Origin of the sequence: Nocardiopsis listeri NBRC 13360 (genome assembly GCF_001570765.1) — a bacterium.
GTDB classification, from domain to species: domain Bacteria; phylum Actinomycetota; class Actinomycetes; order Streptosporangiales; family Streptosporangiaceae; genus Nocardiopsis; species Nocardiopsis listeri.
On sequence record NZ_BCSH01000035.1, the window covers coordinates 12,971 to 37,315 of the forward strand.

Here is a 24,345-nt window from a genome sequence, read left to right on the forward strand (position 1 = left end):
CTCCGGGAGCTCTGATGCCACATTGCCACGGTGGGTTCGTCTCTTCGCCGTCCACTTCCGGCCACGTTCGGCCGAACCATCCGACCACTCGACGCCGTTCTCGGACGGCGCCCCGGCGCGAGGGGCGCCACGGGCGGGCCTAGCCTGGGGATATGCGTTCGTACATCCCACTCCTGGCCCTGATGGCCGACCTGGTCTGCGTGCTCGTCTTCGTCACGGTGGGCAAGGCCGACCACGCGACCGGGCTGACCCCGGCCGCGGTGGCCGGGACCGCGTGGCCGTTCGTGGCCGCGTTGCTCGCCGGTTGGCTCGCCACCCTGGCCTGGCGCTCGCCCGCCCGGATCTGGCCGACCGGAGTGTTCGTGTGGGCGGTGACCGTGGTCGGTGCGATGCCGTTGCGTCTGCTCACCGGGGAGGGAGCGCCACTCTCCTTCGTCGTGGTGACGTCGCTGTTCCTGGCCGCGACCATGCTCGGTTGGCGGGTCGTGACGCTGTTGGTCTCCCGGTGGAAGGGCCGGGCAGCGGCTCGAACGGTGGGCCCGCAGGCGTGAGTCGGCCCCGGTCGCCGGTGACCTTCGTCGGGACGACCGGGTACGGACCGTTCGTAAGCTTGGTTCAATGAGCGAACAACCGGTCCCAGAGGCCGACTCCGACACCACCACCATCACCAGTGGTGAGGACGAGGCGCGCGAGGTCGGGGTGGGGCCCTGGCCCGGTCCCTGGCCGGATGGCGACCACTACGATCCCGAGCTGCTCGCCCACGGCGACCGGCGCAATGTGGTCGACCACTACCGATACTGGCGCCGGGAGGCGATCGTGGCCGACCTGGACATGGTCCGTCACGACTTCCACGTGGCCGTGGAGAACTGGTCGCACGACTTCAACATCGGATCGGTGGTGCGCACCGCCAACGCGTTCGGCTGCGCGGCCGTGCACATCGTGGGCAAGCGCCGTTGGAACCGACGGGGCGCCATGGTCACCGACCGTTACCAGCACGTGCACCACCACCCCGACACCGCTTCGCTGGTGGCCTGGGCCGGCGAGCACGACCTGACGCTGATCGGCGTGGACAACCTGCCGGGGGCCGTGCCGTTGGAGACCCACCCGTTGCCGCGCAACGCCGTACTGGTGTTCGGCCAGGAGGGCCCGGGGCTGTCGGAGGAGGTCCGTCAGGTGTGCGCGGCGGTCCTGTCCATCGCCCAGTTCGGTTCGACCCGGTCGATCAACGCGGGGGCCGCCGCGGCGATCGCCATGCACGCCTGGGTCCGGGCCCACGTGTTCGCGCAGCCCGTTCCCGACACGGCGACCACACCCACTCCGTGATTCCTCCGTGATCTAACATGAACGGATCGCCCCCTACCAGGAAGTAGCAAGGATGAGTCCGATCGTCACGTCCGTCGCTCGCGCCGCCACACTGGACGACGTCCCCGACCTCGCCCGTGTCCTCAGCCGTGCGCTGCACGACGACCCGCTCTTCCGCTGGCTCTTCCCCGACGACGAGAACCGTATGGCCAAGGTGCGGCGCTTCTTCGCCCTGACCACCGGCTTCGGCTACGTCCCCGGTGGGGACACCCGTCTGACCACCGTCGCCGACTCCAAGGATTCCGTCCCGGTCCCCCGCGCCGCCGCGCTGTGGGCGCCGCCCACGAGCAACCCCGAGGGGCCGCTGGTGTCACTGCGCACCTGGCCGCACTGGGCGTCCCTGCTCGGACGTGGCCGGGTCGCCGCGTTCGTCCGGGTCTTCGCCGAGTGGAAGATGGCCGCCCCTCAGGAACCCCACCTGTACCTGGCCGCTCTCGGGGTCGACCCGAGCGTGGCCGGCACCGGGGTCGGGGGCGGGCTGCTCGCCGCCGGGCTGGACGAGGCCGACTCCCAGGGGCTGCCGGTGTTCACCCAGACGCTCGACGACAAGAGCGTCGGTTTCTACGAACGGTTCGGGTTCCGGCTCGTCCACGAGATCCCGCACGAGGACGTCGGAACCGGATACTTCCTGCTGCGGCAACCTTCCTGACCGTTCCCACGGAACCGAGCCGGCCACGGACGGCCCCGTGGAAGGGTGGCGGTCATGCTGATCGTGTTCGCCGGGCCGCCCGGCTCCTCGGCATCGCGCGGGAGGTCGCCGAGGAGGACGTCGAACCCTTGAAGCCCTCGCGCGGGTGAACGCGAAGGGGCCGCCTCCCGATGGGAGACGGCCCCTCGCTACGACCGGGGATCGGGGATCGTGACTAGCCGATGCCCTTGCCGAGCGAGCCCAGCAGGTCGCGGTTGAGCTGGGAGATGGTGTCCAGCGGGATGCCCTTCGGGCAGACCGCGGCGCACTCACCGATGTTGGTGCAGCCGCCGAAGTCCTCTTCGTCCTGCTGGTTGATCATCTTCACCACGCGGGAGGCACGCTCGGGCTGTCCCTGCGGGAGCATGCCCAGGTGCGTGACCTTCGCGGCGGTGAACAGCATGCTGGACGCGTTCGGGCAGGCCGCCACGCACGCGCCACAACCGATGCAGGTCGCGGCGTCGAACGCGCGGTCGGCGTCCGGCTTCGGGATCGGGTTGGCGTGGGCGTCCGGTGCGGTACCGGTGGGCGCGCTGATGAAACCGCCCGACTGGATGATGCGGTCGAACGCACCACGGTCGACGACGAGGTCCTTCACGACCGGGAACGCCTTGGCCCGCCACGGCTCGACCGTGATGGTGTCGCCGTCGTTGAAGCTGCGCATGTGCAGCTGACAGGTGGTCGTACGCTCGGGGCCGTGCGCCTCACCGTCGATCACGACGCCACAGGCACCACAGATGCCCTCGCGACAGTCGTGGTCGAAGGCGACCGGGTCCTCGTTCTCAAGCGTGAGCTTCTCGTTGAGAACGTCGAGCATCTCGAGGAAGGACATGTCCTCGGAGACGTCCGTGAGCTTGTACGTGACCATCCGGCCTTCGTCGTCACGGCCCTTCTGGCGCCAAACGCGCAGGGTGATGTTCACTTGTAACTCCGCTGCTTCATCTCGACGTACTCGTACTCCAGGGCTTCCTTGTGGAGCACGGGCTTGCTGTCAACGCCGGCGAACTCCCAGGCGGCGACGTAGGCGAACTCGTCGTCGTGACGCAGTGCCTCGCCGTCCTCGGTCTGGCTCTCCGCTCGGAAGTGACCACCGCAGGACTCGCGGCGGTGCAGGGCGTCGATGCACATGAGCTCACCGAGCTCCAGGAAGTCGGCCACGCGGTTGGCCTTCTCCAGAGCCTGGTTGAACTCCTCGTTGGTGCCGAGCACCTTGACGTCGCGCCAGAACTCGGCGCGCAGCTCACGGATGAGGTCGATGGCCTTGCGCAGGCCCTCTTCGCTGCGCTCCATGCCGCAGTAGTCCCACATGATGTGGCCGAGCTCCTTGTGGAAGGAGTCGACGGTGCGGGAACCGTTGGTGGAGAGCAGCTTGTCGATCCGGTTGGTGACCAGGTCCTTGGCCTTGACGGCTTCGGGGTGCTGCTCGTCGACCTTCTCGAACGGGCCGTCCGCCAGGTAGTCGTTGATGGTGTTCGGCAGGACGAAGTAGCCGTCCGCCAGACCCTGCATCAGCGCGCTGGCGCCCAGGCGGTTGGCGCCATGGTCGGAGAAGTTGGCCTCACCGGTCACGAACAGGCCCGGGATGCTGCTCTGCAGGTCGTAGTCGACCCACAGTCCGCCCATGGTGTAGTGCACCGCCGGGTAGATGCGCATCGGAAGCTCGTACGGGTTCTCACCGGTGATGCGCTGGTACATGTCGAACAGGTTGCCGTACTTGGCCTCGACGGCATCCCGGCCCATGCGCTCGATGGCGGCCGTGAAGTCCAGGTACACACCCAGACCACCGGGGCCGACTCCGCGGCCCTCGTCGCAGACGTTCTTGGCGGCGCGGGAGGCGATGTCACGCGGCACCAGGTTGCCGAAGGACGGGTAGATGCGCTCCAGGTAGTAGTCGCGCTCGTCCTCGGGGATCTGCCGCGGGTCGCGGTCGTCGCCGCCCTTCTTGGGCACCCAGATCCGACCGTCGTTACGGAGCGACTCGCTCATCAGGGTCAGCTTGGACTGGTAGTCGCCGCTGACCGGGATGCAGGTCGGGTGGATCTGCGTGTAGCAGGGGTTGGCGAAGTACGCGCCCTTGCGGTGCGCGCGCCAGGCGGCGGTGACGTTCGAACCCATCGCGTTGGTGGACAGGAAGAACACGTTGCCGTAACCACCGGTGGCCAGGACCACGGCGTCGGCGAAGTGCGTCTCGATCTCACCGGTGACCATGTCGCGGGCGATGATGCCGCGCGCCTTGCCGTCCACGATGATCAGTTCGAGCATCTCGTGCCGGGTGTGCATCTTGACGGTGCCGGCGGCGATCTGCCGTTCCTGCGCCTGGTAGGCGCCGATCAGCAGCTGCTGACCCGTCTGGCCGCGGGCGTAGAAGGTACGGGAGACCTGCACGCCACCGAAGGAACGGTTGTCGAGCAGACCGCCGTATTCGCGGGCGAACGGGACACCCTGGGCGACGCACTGATCGATGATCTCGACGCTGGTCTGCGCGAGGCGGTAGACGTTCGACTCGCGGGAGCGGAAGTCACCGCCCTTGACCGTGTCGTAGAACAGTCGGTGGATGCTGTCGCCGTCGTTGCGGTAGTTCTTCGCGGCGTTGATGCCACCCTGCGCGGCGATGGAGTGCGCGCGCCGGGGGCTGTCCTGGTAGCAGAACGAGGAGACGTTGTAGCCCGCCTCGCCCAGGGTCGCCGCGGCGGATGCACCGGCCAGGCCGGTGCCGACGATGATGACGGAGAGCTTGCGCCGGTTCGCGGGGTTGACCAGCTTGGCCGAGAAACGGCGCTGGTCCCAGCGCTCGTTGATCGGCCCCTCGGGGGCCTTCTCGTCCCGGATCGGGGCGCCCTCGGTGTAAAGGTCGATGTCAGACAATTAACTCACCAGTCCAAAGGTGACCGCCAGGGGCGGAAGCAGGAACCCGACGGTCACGACCAGGGCGATCACCGTGGCGATCGAGTTCAGCACGGGCTGCCGACGAGCCTGGTTGACGCCGAGAGTGGCCAGACCGCTCCAGATGCCGTGCCGCAGGTGGAAGCCCACGGCGATGACGGCGGCGACGTAGAACAGGGTCACGAACCAGAACTGGGGCTGGAACCCGTTCACGAGTCGCTCGTAGGGGCTGTCGGACGCACCACCCGGCGAGATGACGTTCACCGTCAGGTGCAGGATGTGGAAGATCACGAAGAGCGCGATCAACACTCCGCCCCAACGCATGGTGTAGGAGGCGTAGGTGCGGTGCACCCGCTTCTTCACCTGGTAGCGCTGGGAGGCCGGGCGAGCCCTGCGGGCACGGGCCCACAGCGCCACGGCCGAGTAGATGTGGATCAGGATGCTCGCGAGGAGAACGATCCGGAAGACCCACAGGAAGCCGCTCTCGGGCAGGAGAGGATAGCCGATCTCACGGAGTCCGTGAGCGTAGCCGTCGAAGGCCTCCTGGCCCGCGAAGACTTTCAGGTTGCCGTACATGTGCGCGATCAAATACAGCACGAGGATCGCACCGGAGGTCGCCATTGCCGCCTTCAGCGCCACCGTGGATCCGTAGGCCGTAGACCGCTTCTTGGTCAAGGTACTGTTCGCCACAGCCTGCCACTTTAAATTCGAGTTAAGCCCGACGTCCAAGTCATCACGACCCTAGTGTCCATAGCCTTAGGCTATGAAGCATGCAGTTCCAGCAGCTCGCCTACTTCGTCGCGGTGGCCCGCACGCGCCATTTCACCCGTGCAGCCGAGCTTTCACGCGTCGCTCAGCCGAGTTTGAGCAAACAGATCCGCAGCCTTGAGAAGGAGCTGGGTGCGCCGTTATTCAGTCGTGCCCGGGGAAACATCACACTCACCCCGGCGGGCGAGGCGCTGCTTCCGCTCGCCCAACGCATCCTCACCGACCTGGACACGGCCCGTCGTGAGGTGGCTGAACTGGCCGGCGTGCGGCGCGGCCGAGTGCGGCTGGGGGCGACCCCATCCCTGTGCGCGGGACTGCTGGCGGACGTTCTCGCCGACTTCCATACCCGCTTCCCCGGGATCGAACTCCACGTGGAGGAGAGCGGCTCGCGCGACCTCATCCGCAACCTGGGTCGCGGCGAACTCGACATGGCCCTGATCATCCTCCCCCTGCAAAGCAGCGACCCGGACTTCTCCACCACCCCGATCCTGCGGGAGAACCTGGTGGTGGCCAGCCCCACGTCGGAGCCCGCGCCGAACGGGCGCGCCTCGATGCGCATCACCGAACTCCAGGGGCGTCCCCTGGTCATGTTCCGGCGGGGTTACGACGTTCGTGAGGCCACGCTGCGCGCCTGCCGCGCCGCCGGTTTCGAGCCGGAGTTGGCCGTGGAGGGCGGCGAGATGGACGCGGTGCTGAGGTTCGTCGAGGCCGGTCTGGGGTTGGCGGTGGTGCCCAGCATGGTGTTGCGCAACCGGCCCGGGCTGCGCGGCACCCCGCTGTCCCGTCCCCGTCTACTGCGTACCGTTGCGTTGGCCCGACGCAAGGACGTGGAGCCCTCGCACTCGGCGGACGCGTTCCGCCGGCACCTGCACGCGTACCTGCTGGCGATGGAACCACAGGACTTGGGCCCCGATCTGGAGGTCCTGATCTCCGCCACGGACGTCGGAGGGCCCCGCAACCGTCATGACGAGAGGAGGGACGACGGACTGTCCACGTCTCCCTGAAGCACGCCTTCGAAAGCGCCTCCGCCACACCCCGGGTTCCGCACGGCCGGAATCGACGAGGCCGGGGAGGGGGCGGACCCGGACCCCGTGGGTTCGACGCGCTCCGCGGGGGCGCCGGTCAGAAGCCGCGTTGGGCCCAGCCCTCCAGGTGGGCGGCGGCCTCGGCGATCGTGGTGGACTCGCCGTGTCCGGGATGCACCACGGTGTCGCCCGGCAGGACCGCCAGCTGGTCACGGATGGAGGCGATGATGGTCGGGAAGTCCGACGACGGCTGGCCGGTGGCGCCGGGTCCGTCCGGGAAGAGCGTGTCCCCGCTGAACACCACCCCGAGTTCGGGGGCGTACAGGGACACCCCGCCTGGCGTGTGCCCCGGGGTGTGCAGGATGGTCAACTCGATCCCGCCCGCGGTCAACGCCTCGCCGTGCAACAACGGGGCGTCGGGTTCGCGGTAGGGGTGCACCTGCTGCCAGAGCTCGGCGTCGTCGGGGTGCAGCAGGATCGGGGAATCGGTGAGGTCGGCCAAGGCCACCGCGGCGTCGATGTGATCGTTGTGTCCATGGGTGCACACGATCGCCATGAGCTCGCGATCCCCCAGACCTCGGGCTATTCGCTCATGGTCGTGGGCTGCGTCGATCACCACGGCGGTGTCGTCGTCGCCGACGATCCACACGTTGTTCTCGACATTGGACTCGGAACCTTCCAAACTGAAGATTCCCGAGGTACGTAGCCGCTGGACGGGCGACTGGGAACTCACAGGCTCACCACCTGAACGTCTTACGGGGCAGGAGCTTCGAGCCTATCGGGCGCGGTCCCCTCGCACACGCTGTTCGCGTCGGCTTCCCCGGTGTGTCAAGGGTTCGGGGCGTCGAAGTCACGGCGCAGCGTGTAGGGCTGGATCAGTCCGAGACCGTGCGCGTGCCGGGCCCTGACCTGCACCACCTGGATCCCTTCCACCCCTTCGAGGCTCTCGGCGAGGGCGTCGTCGATGAGGACGGTCCCCGGTCGCGCGAAGGAGGTGAGCCGGCTGGATCGGTTGACCGTGGTGCCGAAGACGTCTCCGTGCAGGGTCAGCACCGGGCCGTAGGCCACGCCCACCCGTACGTCGGGGACCTCCACGTGGGTCTTGACGCCGGAGGCCAGGCGCAGTGCGATGTCGGCCGCCTGGGTGGGCGAATCCGCCACGAAGAGCACCTCGTCACCGAGGGTCTTGACCACCCGACCGCCCCCGGAGGCGACGATGTCGGCGGCGGTCGCCTCGAAGCCCTCCACCACACCGGCGAGCTCCATCTCGTCGAGCTCGCGGCTGAGCGTGGTGAAGGAGACCAGGTCGGCGAAGCCCACGATCAGCGGGTAGTAGTTCGGGATGGCGTCGTTGCCGTTGGACATCACGGCCAGCGTGCGCGCCGTGGACGCGGCCAGCTGCCGGCGCCAGATGTGCAGGAGCAGGCGTTCGACGTCCGGCAACAGCTCCTTGACCTGGTTCATCAGCGGGCTGTTGGCCGGGTCCTCCCCGCCGTCCTTGAAGATGAGCGTGCTGAGGATGCTGGTCTGCCAGTCGGCCAGGCGGGCCATGGTCTGTCCCATCGCGCGAGCGAAGCGGACCACCCCCTCCTCGTCGAGGACGCCCTCGTCCAGCAGGGAGTGGGCGATGCGCAGGGCCTCGACGTCGCTCTCGGCGAAGATGATCGTGTCGTCGCCGAGGGTGGGAAAGCCCAGGGCACGCCAGACCCGGCCGGCGAGCTCGGGGTCGGCTCCGGAGAGCTCGACCGCCTGTTCCCTGGTGTAGACCGCTTCACCACCGAGTAGGGCGGACTCGATCGCTTTCGGGTCAGGACGCGACGGCATACGTTCTCTCTCACGGGACCTTCCCCGCATGGCGGGGAGCAATCACTATGGCACCGGCCCGGGGGCGCGGCCTTGGTTCCGGCTCCAGCCTACTCCCGCACCCCTCGGGGCACGGGTGACGAAACCACTGGTCAGACCGGTGGAACGGTCGGCTGATCCGGCCGCTGGGCCGAGTTGACCTGACGGTAGATCTCCGACTGGAACCACTGGGGTCGGGGCACCCTCTGAAGGACCATGCCCTCCTGTTCGGATGCCGACTGAATGGACAACGTTCCGTACCGCATGATCCGTTCCCACAGGGAGATGTTGAACGAGACGTCGTTCACTCTGGTGAGCGGCATGTCGCGGCCCTGTTTGGAGATGATGCCGTCGCGCATCATGAGCCGCCGGTTGGTGAGGACGTAGACGGTGGTCGACCACTTGAGCATGGGGACGAACCAGAAGGCCAGCGCGGCGACGACCCCGACGGCCACCACGCCGCCCCCGGCGATGAGGCTCCAGTCCTCACTCCAGGGGATGAAGAACAGCGCCGTACCCACCACCGCGATGATGGCGAACAGCATCACGAACTCACCGGCGAGGACGGTCCAGTGTTGCCGTGCGACGTAGACGAGTTCCTCGTCGTCGGAGAGATAACGGTCCGCGATAGCCATACCGGTGATAATGACACAAGCTTCCGCGCCACGGGAGACGCCGAATGGTCCCTGTGGACAACTCCCCCGTGACCTAACCGCCGGGACGCACGTGGACCACGTCGCCCACGTTCAGCGCCTTCTCCCCGGTCGGTCCGGCCACCACCAGCCTGGCCTGGGCGTCCACCCGGGCGGCGGTGCCCTCCAACAGGCGGTCCCCGGGCAGGTGGACCCGAACCCGACGGCCCAGCGTGACGCACACGCGGCGGTACTCGTCGGCCAGGCCACCGGCCTCGGCGTCCCCCGAGGCGGCGGTCCAGGCGACGTAGCGCTCCTCGAACGCGGCCAGGACGGCGCGCAGCAGTTCGTCGCGCCCCACCCGCGCCGTGCCCTCGGCCCGCAGCGAGGTGGCGGTCTCCACGGGCAGGTCGTCCCGCCGCTGGGAGACGTTGAGACCCATGCCCACCACCACTCCCACCCGGTCGGGGTCGGAGAAGTCGGCCTCGGCGAGGATCCCGGCGAGTTTGCCGTCCCGCTCCTCACCCGGGACCAGGACGTCGTTGGGCCACTTCAGCGCGGCCGGTACCCCGCTCACCTCTCGTACGGCGGCGACGGCGGCCACCCCCATCAACGGGGACACCCAGCCCAGGCGTTCGGAGGGGACGGACGGCCGCACCAGCAGCGAGAAGGTGAGGGCCACTCGCTCCGGGGTGGTGAACCCGCGCCCCAGCCGCCCCTTCCCGGCGGTCTGGTGCTCGGTCACCAACACGGTCCCCTCGGGAGCCCCGTCCTTGGAGCGGATGGCCAGGTCGGTGTTGGTGGACCCGGCCTCGGGCACCACTTCCACGCTCCGCCAGAGCCCCCCGGGACGCACGATGGCGTCGGTGAGGGCGGTCTGGTCCAGAGCGGGGATCTCGTCGCTGTGTTCGCCGGTCATAGCCCCATTACAGCAGCGCCGGAATCTCCGATGGAAACACCTTCGCCTCGTGAGGACACGGGTTAGGCTGAAACCACCACATCGGTGATCGTGCACCGCTACGTTCAGCTACCGGAGGTGACGCGACACATGACCATCGCGGAAGCGGAGACGGACGAAACGACGCCGTCCCCCTGGGAACTCGTGTTGCGCGCCTGGGAAGAGTTGGACGTGCCCGAGGGTTGGCGGGCCGAGATCATCGAAGGCGGTCTCTTCTTCGTGGCTCCCCCTACGATCGAGCACGCGCACATCGTCTCCACGATCCAGAAGGAGATCTACCGCAAGTCCTTCACCGACGACGGTGAACTCGCCGATTCCTCGATACATCAAACCGTTGACGTGCGGATACCCCTACGCTCTGGTGTCTTCATCCCGGACCTGTTGGTCCTTCCTTACGCGGCCTAGGCGTACGACCCCGAAACGATGATGTCCGATGCCCTGCTGGTGGTCGAGGTGACCTCCAAGAGCACGGCGAAAAGGGATCGCGGGCCCAAGCTGTGGGGCTACGCGCACGCCGGGGTGCCTCTGTACCTCCTGGTGGATCGCTGGGATCCGGACGGGGACAAGGGCGAGGTCACGCTCTTCTCCGACCCGGAGAACGGCCGCTACACGAGCATCACCAAGGTGCCCTTCGGTAAGGAACTCCTCCTTCCCGCCCCCTTCGACCTGACGCTGGACACGGGCGAGTTCCCCCTCTGACACGCCCTCGGACCCCGTACCCACGAGGGGTGCGAGGCCCGAGTGCGGTCGATGGCCGATCAGCCGGTGTTCTGGAGGCCGGCGGCCACACCGTTGACGGACAGCAGGAGCAACCGCTCCAGGTGCTGGCCGTCCTGTTCCGACAGGGAGTCCGCTTCCTCGCCGCGCAGTGCCTCAAGGGCCCGCAGCTGTAGGTGGCTGAGCGCGTCCACGTACGGGTTGCGCAGGTCCACGGCGCGGGACAGGATCGCCCGGTTCTCCAGCAGACGGCTGTGCCCGGTCACCTGAAGGACGAGGCTCCGGGTCAGGTCGTACTCGTTCAGGACCTTCTCGGTGAGCTCGGGACGGCCACCCAACGCCAGATACCGCTCTGCGATGGTGCGGTCGGTCTTGGCCAGGCTCATCTCCGCGTTGTCCAGCAGCGAGGCGAACAGCGGCCACTCCCGGTAGGCGGCCCGCAGGGTGGGCAGGTCCGCGACGGCGGCCAGGCCGGTGCCGAGCCCGAACCAACCGGGCAGGTTGACGCGGGTCTGGGTCCAGGCGAACACCCACGGGATCGCCCTCAGGTCACCGAGGCCCTTGGCCGCCCCACGCCGGGAGGGGCGCGACCCGAGCCGCAGCTCTCCCAGTTCCTCCAACGGGCTGACCTGGGAGAACCACACCGCGAAGTCCTCGGTGCCGATCAGCTCCAGGTAGGCGTCCTGGGCGGCGGAGGCGATGGTGTCGGCGTGGGGACGGAAACGCTCGGCGGCGGCGCGTTCGCGTTCTTGCACCTCATCGGTGGAGGCCATCAGGACGGCGTGGCCGACCTGTTCGATGTGGCGACGTGCGATGGCGGACTGCCCGTAGCGGGCGAAGATGACCTCGCCCTGTTCGGTGACCTTGAACCGGCCGTCGACCGAGCCCGGGGCCTGGGCCAACAGGGCACGGCTGGCCGGACCGCCACCACGGCCGAGGGAGCCGCCCCGACCGTGGAAGAGGGTCAGGCGCACGTCGTGTTCACGTGCCCACGAGGACAGTCGGGCCTGGGCGTCGTACAGACGCAGGGTCGCGCTGACCGGGCCGACGTCCTTGGCGGAGTCGCTGTAGCCGAGCATGACCTCCAGACGACGGTCGTTGTCGACCAGTCGCCGCCGCACCTGGGGCAGGTCGAGCATCCCGGCCAGGACCTGGGGCGAGGCCTCCAGGTCCGCACCGGTCTCGAACAGCGGGATGACGTCCAGGACCGGCACCCGCTTGGGCGGCAGGGCGTAGGTGGCCAGCTTGTACACGGCCTCGATGTCCTCGGCCGTACGGGTGAAGCTGACGATGTAGCGACGGCAGGCCTCCACGCCGAAGCGCTCCTGGATCCAGGAGATGGTGCGCAGGGTGGCCAGCACCTCTTCGGTGCGTTCGGACGGAGTGGTTCCCGCCTCCAATTCGGCGAGCGCCGCCGCGTGCACCTCGCTGTGCTGGCGGATCTCCAGCTCGGCCAGGTGGAAACCGAACGTCTGGGCCTGCCACACCACGTGCTGGAGCTCACCGTAGGCCTGTCGTGTGGCCCCGGCGGCGACCAGGGAGTCCTGCACCAGACGCAGGTCGGCGAGGAACGCGTCGGCGTCGGGGTAGGCGAGGTCCGCGTCGCGTTCGCGGGTGGCGCGCAACCGCGCGGTGGCCAGGAGCAGCAGCTGGCGGTGGGGCTCGTTGGGCGAACGCTTGCCGACCTCGGCCATCAGCGTCGGGTAGGCGGCCTTGGCCTCGGTGAGGACGTCGAGAAGGCCCCGGCTCCCCGGGGTGAGGTTGGAGTAGGCGGTGAGGGTTCGTCCCACCTGTTCGCAGGCGTTCTCCAGGGCCCGTAGGACGTGTTCCGACTGGATCGTAATGGCCTCCCGGGTCACTTCGTGGGTGACGAACGGGTTGCCGTCGCGGTCGCCGCCGATCCAGCTGCCGTAACGGACGAAGGGGGTGGCGCGGGGAGCGCGGGTACCCGTGCCCTCGGGGTCGATGGCCGCGTCCAGGGTCCGGTACACCTTCGGCAGGGTCGAGAAGATCGTCTCGTCGAAGGCCGCGAGGGCGGTGCGCACCTCGTCCAGCGGGTCGAGCTTGGTGTAGCGGAGTTGCGAGGTGCGCCAGAGAAGGTCGACCTCCTCCAGCAGGCGACGGTGGGTCTCGGCAGCCGCGGTACTGCCCTCGTGGGCGACGTGCCAGGCGTCCAGCTGGGCGCTGATGCGCAGGATGGAGGTGGACACCGCGCGGCGGCGCGCCTCGGTGGGGTGGGCGGTCAGGACCGGGTGGAACTCCATGCCCTCGACCAGTTCGGTGAGCCGTTCCTCGCCACCCTCGCTCTCACGGATGGCGCGCACCGCGGCGGCCAGGGACTCGTGGGGCGGGTTCGCGGCGTCGTCGCGCTCGCGCAGGGCGCGCATGCGCTGGTGTTCCTCTGCCAGGTTGGCGAGGTGGAAGTAGACCGTGAACGCGCGGGCGACCTGCTTGGCGCGTTCCAGCGGCCAAGCGCCGACGATCGCGGTGATCTCCTCGGTGGGCACGGAGCCGTCGCGGGCCCCGATCACGGCGTGGCGGAGTTTCTCGACATCGGCGAGCAGTTCCTCACCGCCGCTTTCGGCGAGGACCGTTCCGAGCATCTCGCCGAGCAATTTGACGTCATTCCTGAGCTGCTCGGGAACTTCCTGCCGGGCACTGTCACGTTCTGCACTAACCGCTGTCATGTCGCCGACGATACCGAGATCGCCCCTGCGCACCCACGGTCGGGGGTGTGTTCTGGCCCGCTTTGCCATCACGTTAACAATTGTGTCCGAGGCGGGTGAATTCACAGCGACTCACGCATTTTTCGGCATATCGGATGGCTTTCCCGCCCTGCCCGACCCGACGCTCCCGCCTGACTCCGAGTCCACCCGGAACCACCCGAACCGACACGTAAGCGAGGGGCACCCTCGGGCCCACGGGATCCTCGGAGCTACCCTGAACAGTTATGGCCACCGAAGCCCCAGAACCGCTCTCCGCCTCCGAGATCGACATACACACGACCGCCGGCAAGCTCGCGGACCTGCAACGACGTAGGTACGAAGCCGTGCACGCCGGGTCCGAGCGCGCTGTGGAAAAGCAGCACGCGAAGGGCAAGATGACCGCACGCGAGCGGATCGACGCACTACTCGATCCCGGCTCGTTCGTGGAGTTCGACGCCCTGGCCCGCCACCGCTCGACCAGCTTCGGGCTGGACGCCGACCGCCCCTACGGCGACGGCGTCGTGACCGGGTACGGAACAGTGGACGGGCGCCCGATCGCGGTGTTCAGCCAGGACGTCACCGTCTTCGGCGGATCACTGGGCGAGGTCTACGGTGAGAAGATCTGTAAAGCCCTCGACCACGCCCTCACCAACGGGTGCCCGGTGGTGGGCATCAACGAGGGTGGCGGCGCCCGCATCCAGGAGGGTGTGGTCGCGCTCGGCCTGTACGCCGAGATCTTCAAGCGCAACACCCACGCCTCCGGTGTGATCCCGCAGATCTCCCTGATCATGGGGGCCACCGCGGGCGGGCACGTGTACTCGCCGGCCCTGACCGACTTCGTGGTGATGGTCGACAAGACCTCCCAGATGTTCATCACCGGCCCCGACGTGATCAAGACCGTCACCGGTGAGGACGTGTCCATGGAGGAGTTGGGCGGCGCCGCCACCCACTCCGGGACGTCGGGCGTGGCCCACTACATGGGCGCCGACGAACAGGACGCCATCGACTACGTCAAGACGCTCCTGTCGCACCTGCCGGACAACAACCTCGAGGACCCGCCCGGTCTGGCCCCCGAGGAGGACCTCGGCGACGAGGTCACCGACGACGACCTGGCCCTGGACACCTTCATCCCGGACTCGGCCAACCAGCCCTACGACATCAAGCGGGTCATCGAGGCCGTCCTGGACGACGGTGACTTCCTGGAGGTGCACGAGCGCTTCGCGACCAACATCGTGGTGGGCTACGGCCGGGTCGACGGACGGTCCGTCGGCATCGTCGCCAACCAGCCGATGAGCTTCGCGGGTTGCCTGAACATCGACGCCTCCGAGAAGGCCGCCCGGTTCGTACGCACCTGCGACGCCTTCAACATCCCGGTGCTGACCTTCGTGGACGTGCCCGGCTTCCTGCCCGGCACCGACCAGGAATGGGACGGCATCATCCGTCGCGGCGCCAAGCTCCTGTACGCCTACGCCGAGGCCACGGTCCCCTTGATCACGGTGATCACCCGCAAGGCCTTCGGCGGTGCCTACGACGTGATGGGCTCCAAGCACCTGGGCGCGGACATCAACCTGGCCTGGCCCACCGCGCAGATCGCGGTCATGGGCGCCCAGGGCGCGGTGAACATCCTGCACCGGCGCACCCTGGCCGCGGCCGAGGACGTCGAGGCCGAGCGGACCCGTCTGGTGGGCGAGTACGAGGACACCCTGTTGAACCCGTACGCGGCGGCCGAGCGCGGCTACGTCGACGGGGTCATCATGCCCTCCGAGACGCGGACCCAGATCGCCAAGGCTCTCAAGGCTCTGCGTAACAAGCGCAAGCAGCTCCCGCCCAAGAAGCACGGGAACATTCCGCTGTGAGCGCGCCGAAGCCTCCATCGGACAGACCACCGCACCTGGTCGTGGTGCGCGGTGAACCCTCCACCGAGGAGCTCGCCGCGCTCACGGCCGTGCTCACCGCCCGCGCGGCGGCGGCCCGTGCCGCGACCGAGAAGGACGAACCCGCGCGGTCCACGTCCGGATGGCGCGACCGGTCACGCGGTATGCGCACCCCCTTGCGCCCCGGCCCCGGCGCCTGGCGCATGAGCTCGAGATGAGCTTCGACGTGCTCCTTCGTTCCCTAGACTCTTCGTTGAGCGGTCGGCGCGTGATCCGCTCCGCGCCCCAGCTGGAGGTTTTCCCATCGTGCGCAAAGTTCTGATCGCCAATCGTGGCGAGATCGCCGTACGCATCGCCCGTGCCTGCCGTGACGCCGGTATCGAGAGCGTGGCCGTCTACGCCGAACCCGACCTGGACGCCCTGCACGTCAAGATCGCCGACCAGGCCCACTCGTTGGGCGGGTCCACCCCGGCCGACTCCTACCTGGACATCGACAAGCTCCTGGCCATCGCCGCCACCGCCGGTGCCGACGCCGTGCACCCCGGCTACGGGTTCCTGGCCGAGAACGCCGACTTCGCCCAGGCCGTCATCGACGCCGGGCTGACCTGGATCGGTCCGCCCCCGGCGGCGATCACCGCGCTGGGCGACAAGGTCCAGGCCCGTCACATCGCCCAGAAGGTCGGCGCTCCTTTGGTGGCCGGCACCCCCGACCCGGTCACCTCCGCCGAGGAGGTGGTGGCCTTCGCCCAGGAGCACGGACTACCGATCGCGATCAAGGCCGCCTTCGGTGGTGGCGGGCGCGGACTGAAGGTGGCCCACACCCTGGAAGAGGTCCCCGACGCCTATGAGTCGGCCGTGCGCGAGGCTGTGACGGCGTTCGGGCGGGGTGAGTGCTTCGTGGAGCGCTACCTGGACAAGCCCCGGCACGTGGAGACCCAGTGCCTGGCCGACACCCACGGCAACGTCGTGGTCGTCTCCACCCGTGACTGCTCACTACAGCGCCGCCACCAGAAACTGGTGGAGGAGGCCCCCGCCCCGTTCCTCACCCAGGACCAGGTGGAACGCCTGTACGCCTCCTCCAAGGCCATCCTCACAGAGGCCGGGTACGTGGGCGCGGGCACCTGTGAGTTCCTGGTCGGTGTCGACGGCACCATCTCCTTCCTGGAAGTCAACACCCGCCTACAGGTCGAGCACCCCGTCACCGAGGAGGTGACCGGTATCGACCTGGTACGGGAGATGTTCCGTATCGCCGACGGTGAGGAGCTGGGTTACGACGACCCGGCCGTGCGCGGCCACTCCTTCGAGTTCCGGATCAACGCCGAGGACCCGGGCCGGGGCTTCATGCCCGCCCCCGGCACCATCACCGAGCTGGCCCTGCCCACCGGCCCGGGGGTGCGGGTGGACACCGGTTGCGAGGCCGGGTTCACCGTGCCGCAGGCCTTCGACTCGATGGTGGCCAAGCTGATCGTGACCGGCCGCACCCGCGCCGAGGCGTTGCAGCGCTCCAGGCGGGCGTTGACCGAGTTCACCGTCGGTGGGATGCCCACCGTGATCCCCTTCCACCAGGCCGTGGTGACCGACGAGGCGTTCGCCCCCGCCGACCCCGACCAGGAGTTCGGGGTCTACACCCGCTGGATCGAGACCGAGTTCGAGAACACGATCGCCCCGTGGGAAGGCGAGGCGGGTTCCGCCGAGCCGGCCGAGCGGGAGACCGTGACCGTGGAGGTCGGCGGTAAGCGCGTGGAGGTGGTCCTGCCCGCTTCCCTGGGCGTGGCCGCGGCCCCCGCCACCGACGGCAGGAGGAAGCGCGCCTCCCGTAAGGGCGGCGGCGCGGCGGTGGTCGGCGGTGACGCGTTGGTCTCACCGATGCAGGGCACCGTGGTCAAGGTCGTGGCCGAGGAGGGCGCCCAGGTCGCCGAGGGTGACACGGTGGTGGTCATCGAGGCGATGAAGATGGAGCAGCCGTTGAGCGCGCACAAGGCCGGTGCGGTGACCGGGTTGAAGGTCGCCCCGGGCGAGACCGTGGGCAACGGCGCCATCATCTGCGAGGTCAAGGACGCCTAGCCACGAGGTTCGTTCCAGGGGCATCGCCGGTGGATCCGGCGGTGCCCCTTCGCCGTTCGGGGCTCCCTTCTCGAGGTGGGCTCAGTAGTACCGGCGGATCCGGGTCAGGTCGATGTCCAGCGCACAGGGTGCGGTCACCCCGAGCCGCCCTCGATGGCTGCGAAGATTCGCGTACACCTTGTTGAGCGGATCGAGTTCGTATGTGTGAACGACCGGCTCCCCCTCGCTCTCCTCTTCGATCAGCCAGAAGTGGGGGATGCCCGCCTCCGCGTAGATCTGCGGTTTGCGCTCGATGTCCCGTACCTCGGATTCGGGTGAGACCACCTCGACCACGAGTTCGACCACGTGTGGCTCGACCCAGGTGTTGTGGAGGGCCTTCCGCTCCTCGGCCCGAATGAGCATGAGATCGGGTTCCGGACGTTGCCGCTCCCCGATTCTGACCGTCATCTCCCGGTAGGTACGCAGTTCTTGGGGGATCTGTGCGTCGAGTCGCTGTTCGAGGAGCTTGAGCACGAACATGTGGAAGCGCCGCTGAGGGGTCACCAGGACCAGACTTCCGTCGATGAGTTCGGTATGCGGCGGAAGACCCGGGATCCGGTCGAGGTCCTCGGCAGTGAAGCCTCCCTGCGGGGGCAGGGGAATCGACACCCGAGTGCCGAAGACCATGGGGTCGTCCGTGGCGGGAACGGACATGTCGTCTCCGTTCGTCGGATCGTTCTCGTCTCCCACAGTGGCCGACCGCCTCGCCTCGTAACGGTGCTTTCGCCGAATCCTCTCATCGTCCCGGGCCGTGCTCGTGGAGCGTTCTCCCCCAGGCGGGTACGGACGCCCGCCCGGGGCTTTCGGGTGATCCTCATCGCCCTCCAAAGCGGGAAGATCCAGCACAGCAAGGCTTCTGGTCAGGGGTGGCACGGAAAACATCCGGGGGAGTATGGAAAAGGTAAGGAAACCGGACTAAGGTGCCTGATCGTGACGAATATTTGGGGACTGACACGAAGGTGGCACATCGACCTGTGCCGCTTCGCCAGCCACGCGTGTAGCTAGGTCCACGCGCGCCCGTCCGGGCTGCGCGCCGCCACGCCTTTCCCGTCGTCGCCCTCCTTTCCGGTGACACCCACCCGTTTCCCCTAGCCGGAGTCCTCGTACGCCCGCACACCGTGGCGTGCCCTCGTTCCGGCATCTCGCTTGGAGCCACTTCCGTGTCCACTCAGACCGACCAGGTCAAGAAGAGGCGGCGTTTTCCGCTTCCGTCCTTCGGGGTCCAGGTCCTCCTCGGCCTCGTCCTCGGCCTCGCCCTCGGTGTGGTCGCCCTCCAGATCGGACCGGTGGGCGACGGTGAGCCGAACTGGCTCGCCACCACCCTGGAGACCATCGGCAGCACCTTCGTCACCCTGCTGCGCACGATCGTGCCGCCGCTGATCGTCCTCGCCGTCATCTCCTCCATCGCCAACCTGCGCAACGTCACCAACGCCGCGCGTCTGGCCTGGAAGACCCTTCTGTGGTTCGCGATCACCGCGCTGGTCTCGGTGGCCATCGCCATCACCCTGGGTCTGGTGATCCGTCCCGGCCTCAACAGCGCCGTGGACGACTCCACCCTGGCCGAACCGTCCAGCCACGGTTCCTGGCTCGCGTTCATCGAGAGCCTGGTGCCGGCCAACTTCCTGGGTCTGGCCGCCGACACCAACGCCGACGACCTGAGCACCTCCCTCAGCTTCAACGCCCTACAGCTGATCGTCATCGCGGTCGTGTTGGGCATCGCCGCCATCAAGGTCGGCAAGCCGGCCGAGCCCTTCATCAACTTCACCGAGTCGACCCTTCAGGTCGTGCTCAAGGCGCTGTGGTGGGTCATCCGTCTGGCTCCGATCGGCACCGTGGGTCTGCTGGGCAACGCCGTCTACAGCTACGGCTGGACCACCATCGGCGCGCTCGGCAAGTTCACGATCACCATCTACGTCGGCCTGGCTCTGGTGCTGTTCGTCGTCTACCCGCTCGTGACCCTGGTCAACGGGCTGTCGCCCGCCAAGTACTTCTCCGGGGTGTGGCCCGCGGTCCAGCTGGGCTTCGTGTCCCGCTCCTCGATGGGCACCATGCCCGTCACCCAGCGGGTCACCGAGCAGAACCTGGGTGTGCCCCGCTACTACTCGGCGTTCGCGGTGCCGTTCGGCGCGACCACCAAGATGGACGGTTGCGCCGCGATCTACCCGGCGATCTCGGCGATCTTCGTCGCCCAGTTCTTCGGGATCGAGATGGCGTTCACCGACTACCTGCTGATCGTGTTCGTCTCGGTCATCGGTTCGGCCGCGACCGCGGGCACCACCGGTGCCACGGTCATGCTCACCCTGACCCTGTCCACGGTGGGCCTGCCCCTGGAGGGCGTGGGCCTGCTGCTGGCCGTCGACCCGATCCTGGACATGGGCCGCACCGCGACCAACGTCGCGGGTCAGGCCCTGATCCCGGCCGTCGTCGCCAAGCGCGAGGGCATCCTCGACCTGGTCCGCTACAACGCACGTCGGGGTTCCACCGGCTTCGTCCCGCTGGACGAGCCGGGCACCCTGGCCGCCGAGGAGCGGTCCGCCGAGGCCGCGACCGACGAGGCCGAGGAGCGCGACCCCGAGTCCGAACGCGCCACCGCCGGTACGAGCGCGAAGAGCTAGCTTCCGTACTCGAACCGGTCAAGAGGCCCGTCGAAGGTGTTTCGGCGGGCCTCTTCGCGTCGAGTACCCGTGTGACCTGGCGAACCCCATAGAGAAACCGAACACAACGGTCCCCCTTCGGGAACTGAGCGGGTCTCCTGTTCGTCACCGTGGATAAGGGAGGCGAGAGGAACCACATGTCGCACCGCTTGGTAATACCCACAGTGCTGACCGCCGGACTCGCGGCGGCGGTGATGACCGCGGCGGCGATACCCGCGGCGGCCGACACCGAGATCGAGGCACCCACCACCCAGGAGATCGTCGAGGAGCTGGAGGGCGACGGCGTCTTCATCGACCCGTCCATCGAGCAGATCTCCGCCGCCGACGAGGGGGCCCTGGAAGCCGCGGCAGAGTCCGCGGACTCCCCCGTCTACTACGTGATCCTGCCCTTCGAGGCCGCCACTTCCGAAGCCGGAATCGACACGCTCATGGCCCCCGTCATGTCCGAGGTCGGTGACGGTGCCTACGGGGTCCTGGGCGGTAGCGACCACTTCTACGTCACCTCCCCGAACCTGGACGAGACCGAGGCGATCCGGGAGACCGCGCTCAACGAGGGCGGCAACCAGATCGACACCCTCGCGGCGGTGCCACAGGCCGTGGAGACCACCGAGGCCCCGGACCAAGCGCCCGGCGGTGGCGGTTCCGGGCTGGTGATGCTGGTCATCCTCGCGTTGGTCGTCGCGGCCGGCGGCTGGTACGTGTACAAGAGCCGGCAGAGGCGCGAGGCCGAGAAGGCCAAGCAGCTCCAGGAGATCAAGCAGATGGCCACCGAGGACGTCGTACGCCTCGGCGAGGACGTCGCCCGACTGGAGATCGACCTCTCGGCGGTGGACGACGCCACCCGCAACGACTACTCGCGGGCCATGGACTCCTACGACCAGGCCAAGTCGCTGCTGGACACCATCCAGGAACCGGAGCAGATCAAGACGGTCACCGGTGCGCTGGAGGACGGCCGGTACTACATGACGGCCACCCGGGCCCGGATGAACGGCGACCCGGTCCCCGCGCGGCGCGGCCCCTGCTTCTTCAACCCACAGCACGGTCCGTCCAGCGAGGACGTCACCTGGGCACCGCCCGGCGGCTCTCCCCGCTCGGTCACCGCGTGTCCCGTGTGCGCTCAGGCGGTGCGCACCGGCGGGCAGCCGGACGTGCGCATGGTGGAGGTCGACGGTGACCGTCGTCCCTACTACGAAGCCGGTCCGGCCTACGCCCCCTACGCGGGCGGCTACTTCGGCATGAACATGATGATGGGCATGTTCACCGGCATGATGATGGGCTCCATGATGGGGTCGATGATGGGCGCCGGGATGATGGGCGCGGGCATGGAGGACGCCGGCGGCGACCTCGGTGGTGGCGACTTCGGCGGAGGGGACTTCGGCGGCGGTGGCGACTTCGGGGACTTCGGCGGCTTCGACTTCTGACGCCTGACGGCGAACGAGGGCCTCGATGAGCGGTTCGACACCGCCGCGGGGCCCTTCGTCGTCTCATTCGGTGGGAACGAACATCTCCGCCCGTTCGAGCACCCACCGGCGCACCGCCTCAGCGGTCTCCGCCGGGGGCCTGTCCGTGGTGTCCAGCAGGGTCAGCGGTGCTTCGAGCCGGTCGGCCTCGGCCACCAGCCACTCCTGGTACTCCAGGGTCTCGTCGACACGTTCCCGGTCCCAGTCCCGCCAGGCCGGTCGGGACAGCAGCCGTCGGGTGAGGACCTCCGGTTCGCAGGTGAGCACCAGGTAGTGCACATCGTCGAACAGGGCCCGCTCGGGCAGGTACTCCAACTCCGGCGGGGCCACCGTCCCGCACAGCACGACGGGCCGCCCGCTCTGTTGCACCATGGCGGCGGTACGCAGCCAGGTGGAACGGAACAGACGGTGGTCGTCGGTGGGGTCCCGGAGGCCGCCCACCCACAGCAGGTCCTGTTCGAGGACGACGAAACGGTCGCTCACCCCGGCCAGCAGGGCACGGGCCACGGTGGACTTCCCGGTGCCGCTGGGTCCGGCCACACACAGCAACGGCAGCCGCTGGAAGGGGCGGGTGTGCCCGCAGGAGGCACAACGCAGCAGGTGCGGTCCCGCGCTCGTGTCCGGCTCGGGGTCCCACTCGCCGCAGCGTCCGCAGATCAAGGGGTGCATGGTCGACTCACCACCCGGATCAATCGAAGAGCTGTTCCAGGAAACCCTTGCGCCGACGGCGGTAGGGCCGGGGCGAGTCACGGTAGCCGCGGTATCCACGTGGGGAGTCCGGTCGGTAACCACCCGGAGAGTCGGGATAGGCGCCGCGGCCGCGGCTCGGTCCGTAGGGGTCCGGGGGCGGCGGCATGGTCGGAGCGGACGGCGCGATGCCGTAGTGGCGCTCTTCGGCGGTGACGATGCGCTCCAGTTCACCCCGGTCGAGGAAGATGCCCTGGCAACCGTCGCAGCGTTCGATATGGACGCCTTGACGGTCGAAGGTGCGCATTGGACTTTGGCATTTCGGGCAGATCACGCCCGAAGGCTAGGAGGAGTCTCGTCAAGAACGATTAAAGCCCTGACCGGAACCCGCCGTGTGTCCTGTACAGATCCACACGGCGGGCGGGTTCCATGGTTATTCGGGAGAGGCCAGCATGAGGGAGCGGGCGGCCTCGGTGACGCTGCCGGACAGCGACGGGTACACGGAGAAGGTGTGCGCGATGTCGTCCACCGTCAGGCGCTGCTGGACCGCTATCGACACACCCAGGATGAGCTCACTGGCGCGCGGGCCGACGATGACGCCGCCCAGGACGATGCCGGTGTGCTGACGACAGATGAGCTTGACGAAGCCCTCCTTGACCTGGGTCATCTTGGCACGCGGGTTGGTGTTGAGCGGCAGGGTCACGATCCGGCCGTCCACCCGACCGCTGCGGATGTCGTCCTCGCTGACGCCGACCGCGGCCAGTTCGGGGTGGGTGAACACGGTGGAGGCGACGGTGGACAGCTGGAGCGGGGCCACGGCCTCGCCCAGGGCGTGCCACATGGCGATGCGTCCCTGCATCGCGGCCACGGACGCCAGCATGTTCACACCGGTGCAGTCACCGGCGGCGTAGACACCGGGGACGGTGGTGCGGGAGACCCGGTCCACCTCGACGAAACCGCCGTCGCCCAGACCGACCCCGGCCTCCTCCAGGCCCAGTCCGTCGGTGTTGGGGATCATGCCGACGGTCATGAGGCAGTGGCTGCCATCGACCGTGCGACCGTCGGAGAGGGTGACGCGCACGCCGTCCTCTGTGCGCACCACCGACTCGGCGCGGGTCTGGCTGAGAACCGTCATGCCACGGCGGGCGAAGACGCCCTCCAACACCTGGGCGGCGTCGGAGTCCTGGGTGGGCATGACCAGTTTGCGCGAGGAGACGAGGGTGACGTCGGAACCCAGCGCCTGGTAGGCGCTAGCGAACTCGGCCCCGGTGACACCGGAACCGACCACGATGAGCCGCTCGGGAAGTTCCTCGAGGTCGTAGAGGTGTCGCCACGTGAGGATGCGCTCCCCGTCCGGCGCCGCGGTGGGCAGCTCACGGGGGTGGGCTCCCGTGGCCAGCAGGATGACGTCGGCGCGGATGCGCTGGTCGCCGACGGCCACGATGTGCGGGTCGACCAGGCGTGCCTCGCCCACCAGGACGTCGACCCCCTCCTTGGCCAGTCGCGCTCGGGTGTCCTCGGACTGGGCTCGGGCCAGGCGCTTGATCCGACCGTTCACGTGCCGGATGTCGACCTCTACCGCCTGCTCGCCCTCCGCGACCTCGGGGATGTTGATGCCCAGGAACGACGACTCGCGTACATAGGTGGTACGGGTGGAGGTGGCGATGAGGCTCTTGGAGGGAACGCAGTCGGTGAGGACGCAGGCGCCGCCGATGCCGTCGCGTTCCACCACCGTCACGTCCGCGCCGAGCTGCGCTGCGACCAATGCCGCCTCGTAGCCCCCGGGCCCGCCACCGATGATCACGACCTTCGTCACGCTGCCTCACTCCCTCTGTCGGCGATGCGCCATGCCCGTTCCCGGTCCGGGTAGACATTCGGGCACGACAGGACACCACCAGGATGTATCGCTTTCCTCCATTGTCGGCCATACGGACCGCCGAAAACCGCAGGCGCCCCGCACGTCACCGCCCCGCCCGCAGGTGGTCGC

At 68.4% G+C, this 24,345-nt stretch carries 23 protein-coding genes; 11 read left to right on the forward strand and 12 right to left on the reverse strand.

Features of this window, described 5'->3' with window-relative positions; genetic code table 11:
• The first annotated feature begins 152 nt into the window (after positions 1-152).
• From NLI01S_RS11645 to NLI01S_RS11655, 3 genes are all read left to right on the forward strand, one after another.
• A complete protein-coding gene (locus tag NLI01S_RS11645; RefSeq protein ID WP_067603568.1) occupies positions 153-551 on the forward strand; it encodes a DUF3054 domain-containing protein in 399 nt (132 codons plus the stop codon).
• A gap of 67 nt (positions 552-618) precedes the next feature.
• Entirely contained in the window at positions 619-1,323 is a 705-nt protein-coding gene (locus tag NLI01S_RS11650; RefSeq protein WP_067603570.1) for a TrmH family RNA methyltransferase, read from the forward strand.
• 52 nt (positions 1,324-1,375) lie between these two features.
• Entirely contained in the window at positions 1,376-2,011 is a 636-nt protein-coding gene (locus NLI01S_RS11655) for a GNAT family N-acetyltransferase (RefSeq protein WP_067603572.1), read from the forward strand.
• Positions 2,012-2,225: 214 nt separating this feature from the next.
• Here NLI01S_RS11655 and NLI01S_RS11660 read toward each other — a convergent pair whose 3' ends face one another.
• Genes NLI01S_RS11660 through NLI01S_RS11670 form a run of 3 tightly spaced genes read right to left on the reverse strand, consistent with a single transcriptional unit; the run spans position 2,226 to position 5,572 of the window.
• Positions 2,226-2,972: a succinate dehydrogenase/fumarate reductase iron-sulfur subunit gene (locus NLI01S_RS11660; RefSeq protein WP_067603574.1), complete on the reverse strand. Its 747-nt coding sequence runs from the start codon at positions 2,970-2,972 to the stop codon at positions 2,226-2,228.
• Positions 2,969-4,915, reverse strand: coding sequence for a fumarate reductase/succinate dehydrogenase flavoprotein subunit (locus NLI01S_RS11665; protein WP_067603576.1), 1,947 nt, complete (start codon positions 4,913-4,915; stop codon positions 2,969-2,971). The genes NLI01S_RS11660 and NLI01S_RS11665 overlap by 4 nt, the downstream gene beginning before the upstream one ends.
• Positions 4,916-5,572, reverse strand: a complete 657-nt coding sequence (locus NLI01S_RS11670; protein ID WP_084392512.1) for a succinate dehydrogenase cytochrome b subunit — start codon at positions 5,570-5,572, stop codon at positions 4,916-4,918. It lies immediately after the preceding gene.
• A gap of 131 nt (positions 5,573-5,703) precedes the next feature.
• On the opposite strand from NLI01S_RS11670, the gene NLI01S_RS11675 reads away from it, so the two are divergent.
• Complete coding sequence (locus NLI01S_RS11675; protein WP_067603580.1) at positions 5,704-6,705, forward strand: LysR family transcriptional regulator; 1,002 nt, start codon at positions 5,704-5,706, stop codon at positions 6,703-6,705.
• Positions 6,706-6,823: 118 nt separating this feature from the next.
• Here NLI01S_RS11675 and NLI01S_RS11680 read toward each other — a convergent pair whose 3' ends face one another.
• From NLI01S_RS11680 to NLI01S_RS11695, 4 genes are all read right to left on the reverse strand, one after another.
• Positions 6,824-7,459 (reverse strand): MBL fold metallo-hydrolase, encoded by a 636-nt coding sequence (locus NLI01S_RS11680; RefSeq protein ID WP_067603582.1) that lies wholly within the window; start codon positions 7,457-7,459, stop codon positions 6,824-6,826.
• A gap of 95 nt (positions 7,460-7,554) precedes the next feature.
• Positions 7,555-8,550, reverse strand: a complete 996-nt coding sequence (locus NLI01S_RS11685; RefSeq protein WP_067603584.1) for an adenylate/guanylate cyclase domain-containing protein — start codon at positions 8,548-8,550, stop codon at positions 7,555-7,557.
• Positions 8,551-8,681: 131 nt separating this feature from the next.
• Positions 8,682-9,203 (reverse strand): PH domain-containing protein, encoded by a 522-nt coding sequence (locus NLI01S_RS11690; protein ID WP_067603586.1) that lies wholly within the window; start codon positions 9,201-9,203, stop codon positions 8,682-8,684.
• 73 nt (positions 9,204-9,276) lie between these two features.
• Positions 9,277-10,119 (reverse strand): biotin--[acetyl-CoA-carboxylase] ligase, encoded by an 843-nt coding sequence (locus tag NLI01S_RS11695; protein ID WP_067603587.1) that lies wholly within the window; start codon positions 10,117-10,119, stop codon positions 9,277-9,279.
• 129 nt (positions 10,120-10,248) lie between these two features.
• Between NLI01S_RS11695 and NLI01S_RS26340 the strand changes: the two genes are divergently transcribed.
• On the forward strand, positions 10,249-10,563 hold the full coding sequence (locus NLI01S_RS26340; RefSeq protein ID WP_223809203.1) for a Uma2 family endonuclease: 315 nt from the start codon (positions 10,249-10,251) through the stop codon (positions 10,561-10,563).
• Between the two features lie 18 nt (positions 10,564-10,581).
• Entirely contained in the window at positions 10,582-10,857 is a 276-nt protein-coding gene (locus NLI01S_RS26345) for a Uma2 family endonuclease (protein ID WP_223809204.1), read from the forward strand.
• A 59-nt stretch (positions 10,858-10,916) separates the two neighbouring features.
• Here NLI01S_RS26345 and NLI01S_RS11705 read toward each other — a convergent pair whose 3' ends face one another.
• Complete coding sequence (locus NLI01S_RS11705) at positions 10,917-13,478, reverse strand: phosphoenolpyruvate carboxylase (protein ID WP_067603667.1); 2,562 nt, start codon at positions 13,476-13,478, stop codon at positions 10,917-10,919.
• A gap of 347 nt (positions 13,479-13,825) precedes the next feature.
• Here NLI01S_RS11705 and NLI01S_RS11710 point away from each other — a divergent pair, with 347 nt between their 5' ends.
• The 3 genes from NLI01S_RS11710 (at position 13,826) to NLI01S_RS11720 (ending at position 17,518) form a co-directional block, all read left to right on the forward strand.
• Positions 13,826-15,436, forward strand: coding sequence for an acyl-CoA carboxylase subunit beta (locus tag NLI01S_RS11710; RefSeq protein WP_067603589.1), 1,611 nt, complete (start codon positions 13,826-13,828; stop codon positions 15,434-15,436).
• Positions 15,433-15,672 carry an acyl-CoA carboxylase subunit epsilon gene (locus NLI01S_RS11715; RefSeq protein ID WP_067603591.1) on the forward strand — a complete coding sequence of 80 codons (240 nt, stop codon included), beginning with the start codon at positions 15,433-15,435 and terminating at the stop codon, positions 15,670-15,672. The genes NLI01S_RS11710 and NLI01S_RS11715 overlap by 4 nt, the downstream gene beginning before the upstream one ends.
• A gap of 88 nt (positions 15,673-15,760) precedes the next feature.
• Positions 15,761-17,518 (forward strand): acetyl/propionyl/methylcrotonyl-CoA carboxylase subunit alpha, encoded by a 1,758-nt coding sequence (locus NLI01S_RS11720; RefSeq protein WP_067603593.1) that lies wholly within the window; start codon positions 15,761-15,763, stop codon positions 17,516-17,518.
• A gap of 81 nt (positions 17,519-17,599) precedes the next feature.
• Here the strand turns inward: NLI01S_RS11720 and NLI01S_RS11725 are convergent, their stop codons facing one another.
• Positions 17,600-18,211 carry a Uma2 family endonuclease gene (locus NLI01S_RS11725; protein WP_067603669.1) on the reverse strand — a complete coding sequence of 204 codons (612 nt, stop codon included), beginning with the start codon at positions 18,209-18,211 and terminating at the stop codon, positions 17,600-17,602.
• A 506-nt stretch (positions 18,212-18,717) separates the two neighbouring features.
• On the opposite strand from NLI01S_RS11725, the gene NLI01S_RS11730 reads away from it, so the two are divergent.
• Together NLI01S_RS11730 and NLI01S_RS11735 are read left to right on the forward strand one after the other, a co-directional pair.
• On the forward strand, positions 18,718-20,172 hold the full coding sequence (locus NLI01S_RS11730; protein ID WP_067603595.1) for a dicarboxylate/amino acid:cation symporter: 1,455 nt from the start codon (positions 18,718-18,720) through the stop codon (positions 20,170-20,172).
• A gap of 203 nt (positions 20,173-20,375) precedes the next feature.
• The gene (locus tag NLI01S_RS11735; protein WP_067603597.1) at positions 20,376-21,632 is read left to right on the forward strand and encodes a chemotaxis protein CheA; all 1,257 of its coding nucleotides are present in this window, start codon (positions 20,376-20,378) and stop codon (positions 21,630-21,632) included.
• Between the two features lie 63 nt (positions 21,633-21,695).
• On the opposite strand, the gene NLI01S_RS11740 is transcribed toward NLI01S_RS11735, so the two are convergent.
• The 3 genes from NLI01S_RS11740 to NLI01S_RS11750 all read right to left on the reverse strand — a co-directional run bounded on the left by NLI01S_RS11740 (position 21,696) and on the right by NLI01S_RS11750 (position 24,174).
• Entirely contained in the window at positions 21,696-22,340 is a 645-nt protein-coding gene (locus NLI01S_RS11740; protein ID WP_067603599.1) for an AAA family ATPase, read from the reverse strand.
• Positions 22,341-22,359: 19 nt separating this feature from the next.
• Entirely contained in the window at positions 22,360-22,692 is a 333-nt protein-coding gene (locus NLI01S_RS11745) for a TFIIB-type zinc ribbon-containing protein (RefSeq protein WP_084392514.1), read from the reverse strand.
• Positions 22,693-22,791: 99 nt separating this feature from the next.
• Positions 22,792-24,174, reverse strand: coding sequence for an NAD(P)H-quinone dehydrogenase (locus tag NLI01S_RS11750; protein ID WP_067603603.1), 1,383 nt, complete (start codon positions 24,172-24,174; stop codon positions 22,792-22,794).
• Positions 24,175-24,345: the final 171 nt, after the last annotated feature.